This window comes from Streptomyces callyspongiae (genome assembly GCF_047200695.1).
In the GTDB taxonomy this organism is placed as follows: domain Bacteria; phylum Actinomycetota; class Actinomycetes; order Streptomycetales; family Streptomycetaceae; genus Streptomyces.
The window spans coordinates 23,609-36,965 of sequence record NZ_JBJZOM010000014.1 but is presented as its reverse complement, the minus strand read 5'-3'; the positions used below and the strand labels follow the sequence as shown (position 1 = coordinate 36,965).

The window sequence follows — 13,357 nt, the reverse complement described above, 5'->3', positions numbered from 1 at the left end:
GAACCTCCCGAGCACAGCTCACACACACCGGCGGTGAGGTCACCAGCGGACATCGCCCCAGCTCCCGCTCCCGTGCGAACCGCGCCCGCGGAGACGGCGACATCCACAGCAGCCCCGCCCGGGACCGGTCCGCGCGCCCACCGCACGCCTGGCACCCCCCAGAGGCCAGAAGCCGCCGCTGCCGGTACGGATGAGAGGTGGCATGAAGCGGCTCACCCTCGCCCATGGCCTCCCGCCACCGGGCCCACAGAACCCCGTGACGACGGTCCTGCTCCTTCTCGCACAGGTAGGAGACCTCCATCCCCTGCTCACCGCGTCTCATCAGCACCGGAGGCTGGATCATCTCCTCTCCGCTCCAGGCGGCGACCGCCGGGGCAGTCACCATCGCCGGCTCACGCATCGAGGCAGCCATCGTCCTCAAGATCCTTTCTCCGTATGCCGATACACCAGGTGCGTCCACGCGCAAGCCGCCCGGTCAGGCTCCGATCGCTGCCGGTCCGGGCGGCGGCTCCTCGTCCTCCCCTTCCAGCAGAACGGCCAGCAGGGCGGCCGCCGCGAAGGACATCTCCAGCCGCATCCCGTCACCGGACGGCACCTGACGCGCCTCCACTCCCGAACGGTGAAGCACTTCAAGAACGCCGGGAATCCGCAGCTCTTGCGGAGCCAGCTCAGCGGCCAGAAGTTCAGACGCCGCTCCTCCAAGGGAAAGGCGCAACACACCGGGAAGGTCGTGCCACAGCTCGATGTGGTGCGGCACCTGCCGCACCACCAGCGCCGACGACAGCGCCACGGGCGGATCCGTCTCCATCTCGCCCTCGAGGATCGAGGAGACGTCAGCGGTGATACCGGTAACCGAGGAGTCGCTGCCGCCGGCGGGCTGGTGGTCATCGTTCATGCGGGGTCCTTGTCCTGCTCGTCGTGCTCGATCGTGTGGGAGCGGCGGCGCTCAGCGAGTGACACCACTCCAGGAGGAAGAGAAGAGGAGTGCGGCGTACGCCGCTCACGGCGGGTGCGCACGCGGCAGGTCGCGACGTGCGGCATCACAGGCTTCTCCCACGGGTCCGCAGGCCGCTCCTTGGTCGGAACCCGGGAACGCCAAGTCCCGGTGCCGTCCAGCAGGGCAACGGTGTTGCCCTGCTCGGTCGGCTCGGGATCCACCAGCTGCACGCGGCCCTTCTCCGTGATCGTGCGGCGGACCGTCTGGTGGCAATCAGGACAGGGAACGAGTCCGTGGCGGGAGAGCAACACGCCTCCTTCAGCGATCAGCCGGTCACATCATGGGGCCGAAAGAGGGAGTATCTGCCGAAATCGGTGCACCCAGGCGGGTGAACCGGCTCGGCCAAACGGAGGAGACCCCACAGGAGTCTTCCGCCCCCCTGGCGTGAGCGTACGTAGGCGTCGACCTCCTGCGGAGCAGCCGCGCGGGCCATCGAGTCCAGACCCATGACCAGCGTCGCCATGCCCTGATGAGCCGCGACCTGCTGCCACTCGTCGCTGACGCGGGCCGTCAAGCACGCGGGTCCTTCTCCCAGACGCACGCCAGCCCGGCCGGATTCGGGAAGCCGGAGTCGCGGGCCGCAGTCCAGCACCTGACCCGAGGTGTCGATACCAACAGCCTCCGCGAGCGCCCTCATCAGCAACTCCACGCGCTGCGCCGACTGCTCCTCCTCAACGACCGGGTGAGGGTGGGCGACCAGCAAGACAGCCGTGTCAAGCCCGGAGGAGGACGACACCCACGAGTAGTACGCGAGCGCCGCCAGTTCCGTGCGCAGACCGCTCACCACTGCTCAACCGTAGAGGGCGTAGCGACAGCCTCCACGAGGACGCCTGTGGCCCGCTGGGAGGCGGGGAGCGAGAGTGAAGGGATGAGGGAGGGGAGCAGCGAGGAAGGCCGCTGCACGCCCATGGCTGTCCCCATCGCGCAGAGCACCAGCTGCGCGTTGCTCTGGTCCAGAGTCCCCAGCCGCAGTTCGTCAGCAGCCTGCAGCCCGGCGTCCGAGAGCCCGGTCATCAACGGTCCTCCTGCATATCCGGATGGGACACCAGACGCCCGTACGCGTCGTACAGGCCGCCGGTGCCGAGGGTGAGGAAGGCGTTTCCGGCCCGCGCGGGACGGCGGAAGCGGGGCAGTGCGGCCGTGATACCCCGATGGGACAGGTCGGCGGAGACCTCCTCCCGGGACGCGCCGCCGTACACGACGAGTTCCGGAGCCCGTTCGTCGTCCTGTGAGGTGGAGGGGTCGAGGTCGGCGGCCGTCGGCCCGTACAGCATCACGGCCAGCCCCCTCCTCCCCACCTGGTGAGACCGAGCCCAGGTGAACTCGTCGCCGTGCTGCTCTCGCGCCAGCTCGGCGTACCTGGACGGATCGCTGCCCGAGGAGTCCATCCACCGCTCGTGCAGGTCATGGTGAAGGACCAGGACCGCTGTACCCTCAAGCGGCTCGTCAGCGTGAGCACTGGCGTATGCGTGCAGCCCCAGTGCCAGGGACTGCGCGCGGTTCGCCAACAGGCTCGACATCTCCGTCAGCTCCGCGACCAGGTGCGGCCAGCGCTGCGGGTTGGCGACCTGGCCGCGGTAGGCGGAGCTCGCCTGCGACAGCAGGTCCCCGAGCTCGCGTACATGCTGCTGGAGAACCTCGTGGCTCACCGCTGCCGTATCCGGTGGTGCGGTCAACTTCCCCCACGCCTTTCGTGCGTAGTCCAACGTCCACACGGCCCGGAGGAGTTGACCCGCCGAGCCGTAGGTAAGACTGGCACTTACCACTGACAGAAGGGGGCGGTTTGCTTCATTCTAGGAAACTCGTAGCGAATGGAGGCAAACCCGTTCGAGGAACCCACACTGTTGAGGGACACCATGAACCACGACGAACATCAGCACGCTCCTGCACGCGTCCCGGACCCGGCTGCCCTACTGGCCGCGCTCGTACCGCACCTACAGAAGGCCGCCCAGGTGATGTCGGAGTTCACCCGGCAGATCCAACCCGTCATCGACGCCTACAACCGCGACCCGGAGGCGTTCCGCGCCATGTGCAAGGTGCAGGACGAGCCGTCGTGCCACTGCCTGTGCGCGGCCACCCACGGAGGCACAGGCTTCTGCGTCGGCACGGCCGCTCCGGGAACGGCAAGGACCGTCCACTCCGCGCTCCTGGGCGCCGTCACCGTCCCGATGTGCCGGGACTGCTACGAGGCGACCGCTGCTGAACCAGCCCTGACGTGACGTCCTCTCCGTACGAGGAGAGCACAGGGTCGCCGGTACACCAGCAGCACGCACCGCAGTACCCGGCCCGCCCGTCCTCGGGATGGTGGCTGACGCGGGTGCAGCGCGGGCACACGAACGGCTCATCTCTCATGGAACGGAGGCTAGCCACACGCGGGCAGGCCCCGGCCGTTTCCGGCCGGGGCCTGCCATGGAGCGGTCGGGTGTGCTACTTCTGCCCGCCCTCCGGCTTCCTCGTGGACCGGCGGGTGGTGCCGGTCTTCTTCGCAGCGGTGCTGCGGGGGGACGTCTTCCGGGAGCGGCTGGTCGGCTTCTTCGCAGCCGTCTTCCGGGCCGGGGCCTTCTTCGGCTCCTCGTCCTTCGGCTTCTCGGCCGCCTCGGAGGCGGAGGAGTCGTCCTGGGACGGCGCCTCGTCCTTGCCGGGCTCCTCCTTGGCATCCGGCACCTCGGTGCCGGTGTCCTCGGCCGCCTCCGCAGCGTCAGCGAGCCCCTTGGCCTTCCCGAGTACCTGACGGGCCTTGAGCACGGCCTTCCGCAGCCGGTCGAGATCGGAGAAGTCCACCCCTTCCTCACCCGCCAGCAGGGGAGCGAGGAAGTCCGGCTCGTGGCTGGCGACTCGCTCCAGCAGAACCGCCGCGTTCTGGACCTGCTGCATGTACCCGCTCAGGTGCCTGCGGTTGTTCCGCAGCTTCTCCTGCTCGGCCGCCTCCCGCCTGCGGGCCTCGGCCACCTCCGGGTCCTCCTCGGCCTCGTCCTGCCCGGACGGACCAGTGGAGTCGTCCTCACCCTGCTCGGTGCTGACACCCTGCTTGGAGCTGCCAAGGTCAGGCTTCTTGTCCTCCGGCTTCACCGCCGGGGCAGTCTCCTCCGCGCGCTGCTTGCTCAGCAGCCCGTTGGCGAAGTAGTGGGCGTCCTTCTCCGTCGGGAAGCCACGCGCGTACCGGTCGACAGCGATCTTCTGGAACTTGTCGTTCAGCTTCGAGACGTAGTAGGCGTACTCGACGCCGATCCGGCCCTCGTCCAGCGCCTTCGCCGCGTACGTGGTCAGGTGGACCAGCTGCACGCGCCACTGGACGTAGAAGGTGGTCTGTCCGACGATCTCCGCGATCTCCTCCGGCGTCTTGCCGAACCCGATCAGCTCGTCGAACGCGCTGGCCTCCTCCGTCGGGGTCATGTTCGCGCGGGCCGCGTTCTCCGCGACGGCCGCGGTGTAGGAGTCCTCGTCGCCGGCTGCGATGACCTTAGCCTCGATGTGGCTCGCGGAGATGAGCTGCATCGCGCGCCACCGCCGCTCGCCCACCACGATCTCGTACCGGCCGTCGCCCATGTCGCGCACGACGATGGGCTGCAGAAGGCCGAGTCGGTTGATCGAGTTCGCGAGTCCCTGCAGTTTGCCCTGGTCGAAGTGCTTCCGGGGCTGGCTGGTGTTCCGGTCGATCAGGCCGACCTCAACGAGCCGAGTGGGGACGTGCGGGGCCTCGGACTCCGCGTCGGCGGACTCCTTGGCGTCGTCCTCCTGCTGCTGCAGCTCGGAGGACGTGGTGACGGAGGTCGGAGAGACAGGCCCGGAGACGCTGTCGCTGCCGTCCTGCTCCGGCGCGGTCTCGGTGGTGGACTGCTCGGGGACGGCCGGGGCGGACTCGGTCGTGGAGGAGGGCACGTCGATGGCGGTCTGCTCTGCCTCGTTCATCGCGGTCTCGCTCATTTCCTGTATCTCCCAATTCGGTGAGGTAGTGGAGTGCTGCCTTTCCTTGTACTTAAATCATAGGGTATTTCGGAATCTGATTCCAATTCAAGCGGCTCTAATTCGGAAAAAGTTCAAAGAATTTCACACCGTCAACGCGCGAGCCGAATTCCCGCATTGCGTGCCGGAAGTGTGAAGGTGGTGATCACCCGAACGCGCGCCCGACCCCTCCGCCGACTCAGGGTGCAGAACATGAAGCTCGTAAGCCGGTCACGCTGGGGAGCCGAGCCATCCCGGTACCCCTTGGAAGCCCTCAACAGCACCGAGGGCGTGAAGATCCACTACGAGGGCACGCGCGTGCCCAAGACCCTCGCCCGAGCAAGAAACCATCACAAGTGCGCGGGCCGAGTCCGCGCCATCCAGGCGAGTCACCTAGCCAACCGCAGCGAGGACTACAGCGACATCGCCTACAACTTCGTCGTCTGTCCGCACGGCTCGGTCTACGAAGGCAGGGGACTGCACATGCGACCCGGCGCCAACGGAAGCCACCAGCTCAACACCCGCCACTACGCCGTCATGGCCATCCTCGGCAGCTCCGGCCTGACCAAGCCGACCCCAGCGATGCTCGACGGACTCCTCGAGGCCATCGAGCATCTGCGTCGGTCCGGAGGCGCCGGAGACGACGTGGCGGGACACCGGGACGGATACCCCACCGCCTGCCCCGGAGACCGCCTCTATCGCTGGATCAACGAAGGGGCGCGACGGCACGGCGGCGCTCCGGCAAGAAGCAGAACCCCACCGCGCTACCAGGTCACACTCAACGGCCTCGCATACGGGTACGGGGCCTACGGAGATCACGTCACCGCGGTCGGACGAGCCCTCCAGCGACGGGGATTCGGCAGTCACTACCGGATCGGACCCGGCCCGCGGTGGCACGACGAGGACACCCGCAACTACGCCGACTACCAGGCCAGCCTCGGACTGTACGGAGGAGACGCGGACGGCGTACCCGGACTGTGGTCGCTCAGCCGGCTGTTCGACGGCGAGCCTCCCGGCTGAGAGTCCGCCACCGCGCTCCAGGGGCGGGTGCGGCTGATGTCTTCCCGTCCGGCTGACCTGGTCACTCGACCTGCTGACCCAGTACGCCGACCGGCGCGTGTCCGCCAAATGGGTGTCAATCACTCCTACCGTGCTTTCATGGCAAAACTCAAGAAAGCACTCAACAGAGCTGAAAACGGGTGCATCCCGGACGGGATTCAGCAACTCAAGGCCCGCTACTTCCGCCTGATGGACGGGAAGCAGTGGGAGGAGTGGCGCGAGCTGTTCACCCCGGACCTGCACGCGGAGGCCGACGGCTCCGTGTTCGATGACCGCGACGCCTTCGTCAACACCGTCTCCCGACTCCTCGGACCCGACGTCGTCACGACGCACCACGGCCACATGCCCGAGGTCACGATGACCGGGTGGCACACCGCGGAAGGCGTGTGGGCGCTGGAGGACCGGCTCGAATTCCCCGGAGACCCCGCCCCGGGCATCCACGGAGCAGGCCACTACCACGACAAGTACCGCTACCAGGACGGGGACTGGCGCATCTCCAGCACCGTCCTCACCCGCCTGTTCGTGGAACCCCTCGAAGGCGGATACCCCGAAGGCGGCCCCTGGCCCCTCTGACCCCAGCGCGCGGAGAAGACTCCGCCTGAACTACGGGAGCACGCGACGGCGGTCACCGCGCCCCGTCGCGTGCTCCCTCTCGACCACCACAACGCTCGGAGCCCCGCTCCAGCACGAACCCGCCGCCGACCGTGCGAGCCCGCAACAGGTGTCTCGAAGACGCCTCCGAACGCACGCCCGTTCCGGCTACGCTCAGCCTCATGCCCGAACCGAATCCGGCGCGCCTCGCTGTATATCTGCGCCGTGCGGCCCGCGAGGCCGGCTACGACACCGACACGCCACGAAGCGGAGGATTGAAAAACCTCGCGGAAGCCAGTGGCCTTACACAATCCACTCTGAGTCGCACGCTCAACGGAATCAATATTCCAGGGCTGAAGAACCTCCAGGCCCTGGCAACCGCGTTGAACGTTCCCGTGCTCGACCTGATCGTGGAGACCGGAGTTCTCTCCCACGACACCACGGACACTGCGTCCGCCGCTACAGGGCCCACGACCTACACCCCTGAAGACGCGGCGCGGCTGCTGGAGATTCCTCGTGAGGACGTGTCCCTCTTCGTGGCGTTCGTCAACCGCCTCCGCGACACGAGGTCTTAGAGTCAGTCCACTGACCTTGCCGCGGACCTACCAAGCGACATCGGTGGGATAGCCGAACAGCGTCAGCGTTCCCGTCGCCTGGACGCGGCCGACGCATCCCACCACAACGGCACCACGGCGCCCGGCAGCTCTACCCCCACCATGAGGCGACCGCCGACCGCGCGTACGTAAGAAGCGAGAGTACCGACCTGGAGGGCGGGAACGGGGGTGGACTCGACCGTGCTCACGCGCTGCCGGGAGACGGCGAGCGCGGAAGCGACATCGCGCTGCCGGACGCCGCGCCCGGTGCGAACCTGCGACAACCGTGGTGCCTGTGACATGCCCCGACGTTATCCGATGCGCAACGCCTGCATTGCATCTGCGGGCAACGCGGGCGTTGCCTCCACGGGAACGCCGGGCCACCCAGGGAGCGATGACTCAGGTGTTCAGGTAGTGCCGGGCATCGCGGGCGAAATCAGCGACCTTCGCCTCCAGGAGCATAGCCTTGCGGTACGCCTCGGAGGCGCTGGAGGTTTCGCGAGCGAGAGAGGAGCTCACCAGGAAGGCATCGACTCGCAGGTCGAGGAAGGACCTGAACGTGAGGTCTCCCGCGCTTTCGAGGTCCATTGTGATTCCTGCCGTGCTCATTTCCTTGTGCGCCGTGTCCATGAGCGAGCACAGATTCTCGAACTCCTCCCGGTCCTGTGTGAGAACGTCGTCTGCGTGGATGATCTGCGTGCCCTTGCGGGCCGCTTTCTCTGCGGCAAGGCTGAAATCCTGTGCGGCCCGGATGAAGGCCACACAAGTATCCCGTCGCATTGTCCGGCGCCATTGAGCGTGTGCGGCGTCGACCTGTCTTTCTGTCTGCCGCAGCATGGCGCCACGCGCTAGAAATGCTGCACCGATAGCTCCTCCGGCCCCGAAGAACGCGCCGATCGAGGCGCCGAGAAGACCAGCAACACCCTCGTCCATGAACCTCTCTTACTCGCCGTTGAAGTTGTGGGTGTGCAGCATGCTGAGGGCATGTGCCTTGTTTCCGTCGTCAGCGCGATTCCCCGCGCGTCTTCTCCCGATCTTCCGGTATCTCTCCACCATCTCCGTGCTCGACCAATCTCCGGTCATTTCCCGAATCTCGCCGGAGGAGTAGCCGAGGGCGCCCAGGTCGGTAGGAACCCCCGCGCGCAGCCCCTGGGAGGTGACGGCGGCGGCGACGTCCACGTTGGCGCGACGAGCAGCCTTCTTCACGATCTCGTTGATCGAGTGCGGGGTCAGCCCCCAGCCCTTGGAGCTGATCGGGCCGATGTTTCCCCACTGATCCACGCGGCGCAGCAGCGGAAGGTGGCGTGCTCCCTGATTGCGTTCGGACAGCGCGGACACCCAGGCACGGATGGCGCGGATCGCTGCCGGGTCGTCAATGTCGTAGTCACGCCCGGAGTCGTTCTTGTCGTTCTTCGACGTGATTTTCGTGACGGTGAGCAGTTCTTCCGTCGTGAATTCAACGCTCCCCACGCGAAAGCGTGCGAGTTCGGATCGGCGCGCCCGGCAGTAGTAGCCAAGGTAGAACATGGCGCGATCCCTGATGCCTTCCATCGTATCCGGGCAGGCGGAAACCATTAGCGACAGGCGGACCATGTCGATCGGCGGTGCCGATTTCTGTGTACGACCCGCTTCCCGCTGTTCATGACGGGCATCTGCATAGATTTGCAGCGCAGCTTTCTGGTCCGGCCAGTTCTCGTATCCGGCACGAGCGTTGGTGTGCCGGACGGCGGCGATCGTCAATCGGATCGTGCCGAAGTCCACACCGCGGCGGCGCAGCTCGGCCACGTAGGACGTGAGGTTCGCCGCCGTGGTAGGAGGACCAGGGACGCGCCCGTTCTGCGCGCACCAGTTCGCGAAGGCGGCGAACCGCTCTCTGTACGTCTGCCGGGTGCGGGCGCGGCCGGAGTTGGCCAGGTACTCGGCGGCGGCGTCGGTCAGCTGCTCATCGATGGCGAGCAGTTCGGGAAGCTGCGGCGCTAGGTCTTCAACGACGTCGCCGGTCAGGACCTCGGTGCCAGCGGCGAGTTGAGGCAGGCGAGGGCTGGGTGAAGGGGTCACGGGTCTCCCAAGGGGCCGAGGAGTGTCCGCGACTCACACTATCGGGTATCACTTCCCCTAAGGCCAATTAGGGTAAGTGATCCATACGTTCGATTCTGCTGTGAGAGCGATTCTCCTGCGGGGAGGCTCGGGGCGGGTGTGCGCAGGATCGGTCTGAGCGGCCCCCGCGCGCGGTCGCCGGGGCGCCCGGCGCCGTGGTCGCCTCAGGCTTTGGAGGTCAGCTTTCAACGCTTTCAACGCCCTGCTCCCCTCAACCTCTCGTCCACGATGCTCAGGAAGTGGCTGACTTGTCGCATGGACACCCTCGGAATCCCAGTCCTTCACGGCCGGGAGGACGTCAAACGACAGGGAGGGCACGTTGATCAGCGACGCGCGCACCGCTCAGCCCAGCCCAAGAAGCGCTACGGAAGCCGACGCGAGAGTGACGCAACCGGAGCAGTTGCCCTCCAGTCTTCGGGAGTGGCCCTTCGATATGCCCTTCCTCTCCCGGTGTAGCCCCTTCGTGGACGAAGTCGCCGCGCACAGTCGGGAGTGGGTCCAGCAGGTACGTCTGGTTGTGGATGACTCGGACCTGCGCCGTCATGACCGTCACGGCATGAGCCTCTTCGCTTGCATGAACTACCCCGAAGCCACGCGCGAGGGCCTGAATCTCATCGGAGACTGGGTGTCTTGGTGGGCGATTTGGAGTGATTATCCTGACGACCCGGAGTTCCTCCACCAGTCGGGTCGGGCGGAAGCCTTTTTCGCCTCCCTCACCGGCGTCCTCACCGGGTCCACGAACAACCGGAACGACCCACACATCGCCGCGTTCACCGACCTGTGGCACCGCTGGTGCCTAGGCATGTCCCCCCACTTCATCGCCCGCACCCGAAGCAACTGGGCTGACTGGTTCGACTCCTACCGCACACGCTGCAAACAGCGTCGGGTCGGTCACACCCTTGGGGTTGACGCCTACCTGGCTCTGCGAGACCTGACCGGAGCGGTTCGGCTGGAGATGGACGCCGTGGAGCGGGTCGGCGGCTACGAAGTCCCCGCCGCCCTGCTGGAGTGCGACCCACTCCGCGCCATGCGCCTGTGCACCACGCGCGTGGTCTGCATCACTCAAGACGTCCAGTCCCTCGCCAAGGAAGAAGCCGCTGGCGACCAGCACAACTTCGTGCTCGCCTTGGAACACCAGGACGGCCTCACCCGGGAGCAGGCCCTCCGGCGGGCTCACGCCTGCGTTCGCAACTACACCGATTCCTTCCTCGCCCGGGAAAGTGGCCTTCCCCGCTTCTTGGACGCCCAGTCCGTACCGGTCGAGAATCGGGCTCCGATCTATCGGTATGCCCACGATCTGCGTTCGCTGATGCGCGGCGGCTACGAGTTCTGCTCGGTCTCCCAGCGCTACCAATAGCCACTCGTGGCGCCATGCGAGGCGGTGAGGGAGGGGTGCTCTTGAGGAAGCTCGCTTCTACGAGGCGTTGCTAGTGGAAGCGGACCAGTTGGGCGATGACTCGCGCTTCATCGTCCTTCCCTACCAGGGACGCCTGTTCCAGGATGTGCACGAGTCGTGCCGCACCATGGCCTGTGAAGGTCATGCTGAGGTCGTAGGCGTTCTCGTCCTTCACGTAGGCGGAGATGCCGTGTGTGTCCAGCAGAGTGGACAGGCGGTCGACGAGCGCACTCGGGTCTCCGTAGGTGTCGTTGTCGCCGTAGTTCCTATGGGGTGAGGGACCAGGGCCGCCTGAAGGCTGGTTCGTCATGCGATTGAGCGTACCCGGCTCCGCGTGTGTTCTGTGGGCCCGGCCGTTCCGGCGCGGGCTCGGTGCCGTGCGGCGTACCGTGGGGCCCATGACCGACGAATCCTCGAGCGTCGACGCCTTCCAGGAGTCCTTTCTCGCTGCCCTGGCCGCGGGGGCGCGCGGCCAGGAGGTGCAGCCGACCGTTCTGGACACCGAGAAGGGCCGGGAGGTCATCCTGTCGAAGAGAAGCGGCGGGGAGTTGGTGGACTGCGGCACGCTGGTGATCCCGGCCGACACGCTGGCGAACCGGACCCGGGCCGAGGCCACGAGGTGCTGCACTCTGTGTCCGGAGATGGACCAGGGCATGACGTCGCAGGAGTCGCCGGGCGGGACGTATCTCTACGTGGCCTACGGCGAGTGCGGGCACGTGGTCGTGGCCGGCCGATTTGGAGACCGGGGAGATCACGACCGGGACACGGTGATGAGCCTCCGCCGGTAGGCTCGGCGGTATGGACCAAACCCCGCACCGCTGTCATGACGGCTGCCTCTGCCAGATCCACGGAACGGAGCTGTGGTACTCACCAGCGGAGGACCAGCACGCTTGCCAGGACCCGGAATGCCAGTACGCGCAGGGACTGGAACTTGCCGACTACGGAACGCTGATGCCCCAGGCCCTGCTCGGAGTGGTAAAGAGCATCCGCGTCGGCCTGCCAGACATGCGCTTCATCGGAGACGGAACACCCGGATCGCCGTAGGTTTTCGACCCCGATGATCTCCGGGCGCTCCAGCCCTGTACCGACGGTGAGGAGGAGTAGGGGCTCTCCAGGACCCGGGATGCGAGTGCCCGCCGAGGGCCGATCAGGCGGACTGTTGATCAGCAGGAGACGCATGGCACCGGGCTGCTTCCGCGAGCCAGTGCGCGTCGGCGTGGCCGAGGCGCAGCGTGACCTCGCCGTCGTCTTCGTCTCCGAGGAGAACGTGACGGATTCCGTGTGCGGCCAGGGCGCGGGAGAGCTTACGCGACGCCTCTTCCACCGTGACCTCCGGAGCCGGTGGAAGGTCTCCGGCCTCGGGAAGATCCGGCTCCCACGCCAAGTAGTGCATCATGCCGGTCTGCGGCACCGGGCTCGGTAGGGAGTCGTCACCGGGATGAGGGGTGGGGGTCACAGCTTCGGCTCCCGAGGGCGATCTTGGCCTTGGCGTCGTGCAGCCGGAGCCCACTGGACTACGACGCGCGCCACGATACCCATGACCGCGACCAGGCCGCCGAGGAACAGGGCGGCCAGCCACACCATCGTCGCGTTATCGCTCATGGTCGGACGGTACCCGACGCATCGATGTGGTCCTCTTCGTCAACCGGTGGGACGGATTGAGAAGCTCCCGGAGCCAGGAGGGGAGCGGAGCGATCTTGGTGTCACGTACCACGGTGTAGGGCACGCCGGAGACTACGGAGCCGGGGCCAATGAGGTAGCCGCCGCTGCGCCGTCCGGGGGCGCGCACGTCGATTCCGGGGCCGAGCCGGGTGATGCCTCCGGAGCTGGAGACGACTGTACGGCCGGGCGGGGCGCGGAAGTACAGGTGCCGGCCGCCGGAGGGCGTGGCGACGGTGAACGTGTGGGGCCACGGCCGCCCCCGGGCCGCGCACAGGGTGGCGAACCGGCGCGTGCCGTCGTCCTCCTGGTCGAGGTCCAGGCCCACGATCCGGCTGGCGCGGCAGCCGATCCCGATGTTGGCGCCCGGCCGCCAGTGGCGGCGCACCTCGTCGGCGGTGGTGCAGCAGGCGTGCTGCCAGCCGGAGGCCTGCGGGCGGCGGCCGCCGGGCGGCAGCGGGAACACGGCCAGGCCGTACCGCTCCACCAGCGCGGCCACCGCCCCGGAGTCAGCCTCAGCAGACACAGTTGTAGACGTGCGCGGGATTCTCCAGGTCACCCACGAACCCGCACTCGCACTCGTCCTCGGGCTCGAAGTCCGGGTCCTCCTCCGCGTACTCGTGGTGCCGCCACCCGGTGCACTCACCGGAGTAGCAGCCGCAGCCGGGGCACTCCGGGCACACCATCCCCCACGTCCACCCGCACACGTCGCACATCACCTGACGCCGCGGGTCGCGCACGAACGCCAGGGCCTCGTCCAGGGTGGTGATGTCTTCGTACTCGCGAAGGGCTTCGCAGACTTCGTTCATCTCCTCGGCGTCCAGCTCGTCGAGGATCTTCGCGGCTTCGTGGTGCTTCACCCCGCACTCGGCCTTGATGGCGGCGAGCTGCTTCTTGCGGGCGTGCTGCTTCGGCATGCGACCTCTTCCGGCAGCGACCCCGTGACTCGCCGCGAACAGAGGCGTCGGCCGGTGAAGCAGACGAAGCGGTGAGGAATGAAGGGGGCTCGGCGCGGCGCACCCT

19 protein-coding genes are annotated in these 13,357 nt (G+C 67.2%); 6 read left to right on the top strand and 13 right to left on the bottom strand.

Features of this window, described 5'->3' with window-relative positions:
* Positions 1-475: 475 nt before the first annotated feature.
* The 5 genes from ACL06G_RS15120 to ACL06G_RS15100 form a co-directional block, all read right to left on the bottom strand.
* Entirely contained in the window at positions 476-895 is a 420-nt protein-coding gene (locus ACL06G_RS15120) for a hypothetical protein (RefSeq protein WP_412836070.1), read from the bottom strand.
* Positions 892-1,167, bottom strand: coding sequence for a hypothetical protein (locus ACL06G_RS15115; protein ID WP_412836069.1), 276 nt, complete (start codon positions 1,165-1,167; stop codon positions 892-894). The genes ACL06G_RS15120 and ACL06G_RS15115 overlap by 4 nt, the downstream gene beginning before the upstream one ends.
* A 95-nt stretch (positions 1,168-1,262) precedes the next feature.
* The gene (locus ACL06G_RS15110) at positions 1,263-1,784 is read right to left on the bottom strand and encodes a hypothetical protein (RefSeq protein WP_412836068.1); all 522 of its coding nucleotides are present in this window, start codon (positions 1,782-1,784) and stop codon (positions 1,263-1,265) included.
* Positions 1,778-2,011, bottom strand: coding sequence for a hypothetical protein (locus tag ACL06G_RS15105; protein WP_412836067.1), 234 nt, complete (start codon positions 2,009-2,011; stop codon positions 1,778-1,780). Before ACL06G_RS15105 ends, ACL06G_RS15110 begins: the two co-directional genes overlap by 7 nt.
* Positions 2,011-2,646 (bottom strand): hypothetical protein, encoded by a 636-nt coding sequence (locus tag ACL06G_RS15100; protein WP_412836066.1) that lies wholly within the window; start codon positions 2,644-2,646, stop codon positions 2,011-2,013. Before ACL06G_RS15100 ends, ACL06G_RS15105 begins: the two co-directional genes overlap by 1 nt.
* A 162-nt stretch (positions 2,647-2,808) precedes the next feature.
* Between ACL06G_RS15100 and ACL06G_RS15095 the strand changes: the two genes are divergently transcribed.
* A complete protein-coding gene (locus ACL06G_RS15095) occupies positions 2,809-3,216 on the top strand; it encodes a DUF6372 family protein (RefSeq protein WP_412836065.1) in 408 nt (135 codons plus the stop codon).
* A gap of 208 nt (positions 3,217-3,424) precedes the next feature.
* Here ACL06G_RS15095 and ACL06G_RS15090 read toward each other — a convergent pair whose 3' ends face one another.
* The gene (locus ACL06G_RS15090; RefSeq protein WP_412836064.1) at positions 3,425-4,921 is read right to left on the bottom strand and encodes a ParB/RepB/Spo0J family partition protein; all 1,497 of its coding nucleotides are present in this window, start codon (positions 4,919-4,921) and stop codon (positions 3,425-3,427) included.
* Between the two features lie 231 nt (positions 4,922-5,152).
* Between ACL06G_RS15090 and ACL06G_RS15085 the strand changes: the two genes are divergently transcribed.
* The 3 genes from ACL06G_RS15085 (at position 5,153) to ACL06G_RS15075 (ending at position 7,164) form a co-directional block, all read left to right on the top strand.
* Positions 5,153-5,959, top strand: a complete 807-nt coding sequence (locus ACL06G_RS15085) for a peptidoglycan-binding protein (protein ID WP_412836063.1) — start codon at positions 5,153-5,155, stop codon at positions 5,957-5,959.
* A gap of 138 nt (positions 5,960-6,097) precedes the next feature.
* A complete protein-coding gene (locus tag ACL06G_RS15080) occupies positions 6,098-6,571 on the top strand; it encodes a nuclear transport factor 2 family protein (RefSeq protein WP_412836062.1) in 474 nt (157 codons plus the stop codon).
* Between the two features lie 200 nt (positions 6,572-6,771).
* On the top strand, positions 6,772-7,164 hold the full coding sequence (locus ACL06G_RS15075; protein ID WP_412836061.1) for a helix-turn-helix domain-containing protein: 393 nt from the start codon (positions 6,772-6,774) through the stop codon (positions 7,162-7,164).
* A 62-nt stretch (positions 7,165-7,226) separates the two neighbouring features.
* Here ACL06G_RS15075 and ACL06G_RS15070 read toward each other — a convergent pair whose 3' ends face one another.
* The 3 genes from ACL06G_RS15070 to ACL06G_RS15060 form a co-directional block, all read right to left on the bottom strand.
* Complete coding sequence (locus tag ACL06G_RS15070; RefSeq protein ID WP_412836060.1) at positions 7,227-7,484, bottom strand: hypothetical protein; 258 nt, start codon at positions 7,482-7,484, stop codon at positions 7,227-7,229.
* Between the two features lie 97 nt (positions 7,485-7,581).
* Positions 7,582-8,115, bottom strand: a complete 534-nt coding sequence (locus ACL06G_RS15065; RefSeq protein WP_412836059.1) for a hypothetical protein — start codon at positions 8,113-8,115, stop codon at positions 7,582-7,584.
* Between the two features lie 9 nt (positions 8,116-8,124).
* Positions 8,125-9,240: a tyrosine-type recombinase/integrase gene (locus tag ACL06G_RS15060; RefSeq protein ID WP_412836058.1), complete on the bottom strand. Its 1,116-nt coding sequence runs from the start codon at positions 9,238-9,240 to the stop codon at positions 8,125-8,127.
* A 502-nt stretch (positions 9,241-9,742) separates the two neighbouring features.
* Here ACL06G_RS15060 and ACL06G_RS15055 point away from each other — a divergent pair.
* On the top strand, positions 9,743-10,636 hold the full coding sequence (locus ACL06G_RS15055) for a terpene synthase family protein (protein WP_412836057.1): 894 nt from the start codon (positions 9,743-9,745) through the stop codon (positions 10,634-10,636).
* Between the two features lie 70 nt (positions 10,637-10,706).
* Here the strand turns inward: ACL06G_RS15055 and ACL06G_RS15050 are convergent, their stop codons facing one another.
* The gene (locus ACL06G_RS15050; protein ID WP_412836056.1) at positions 10,707-10,985 is read right to left on the bottom strand and encodes a hypothetical protein; all 279 of its coding nucleotides are present in this window, start codon (positions 10,983-10,985) and stop codon (positions 10,707-10,709) included.
* A gap of 88 nt (positions 10,986-11,073) precedes the next feature.
* On the opposite strand from ACL06G_RS15050, the gene ACL06G_RS15045 reads away from it, so the two are divergent.
* Positions 11,074-11,463, top strand: a complete 390-nt coding sequence (locus tag ACL06G_RS15045) for a hypothetical protein (protein WP_412836055.1) — start codon at positions 11,074-11,076, stop codon at positions 11,461-11,463.
* Positions 11,464-12,127: 664 nt separating this feature from the next.
* Here the strand turns inward: ACL06G_RS15045 and ACL06G_RS15040 are convergent.
* From ACL06G_RS15040 to ACL06G_RS15030, 3 genes are read right to left on the bottom strand one after another with little or no spacing between them, the layout of a single operon-like run.
* Positions 12,128-12,277, bottom strand: a complete 150-nt coding sequence (locus ACL06G_RS15040) for a hypothetical protein (protein WP_412836054.1) — start codon at positions 12,275-12,277, stop codon at positions 12,128-12,130.
* A complete protein-coding gene (locus ACL06G_RS15035; RefSeq protein ID WP_412836053.1) occupies positions 12,267-12,860 on the bottom strand; it encodes a bifunctional DNA primase/polymerase in 594 nt (197 codons plus the stop codon). The genes ACL06G_RS15040 and ACL06G_RS15035 overlap by 11 nt, the downstream gene beginning before the upstream one ends.
* Positions 12,850-13,251: a hypothetical protein gene (locus tag ACL06G_RS15030; RefSeq protein WP_412836052.1), complete on the bottom strand. Its 402-nt coding sequence runs from the start codon at positions 13,249-13,251 to the stop codon at positions 12,850-12,852. Before ACL06G_RS15030 ends, ACL06G_RS15035 begins: the two co-directional genes overlap by 11 nt.
* Positions 13,252-13,357: the final 106 nt, after the last annotated feature.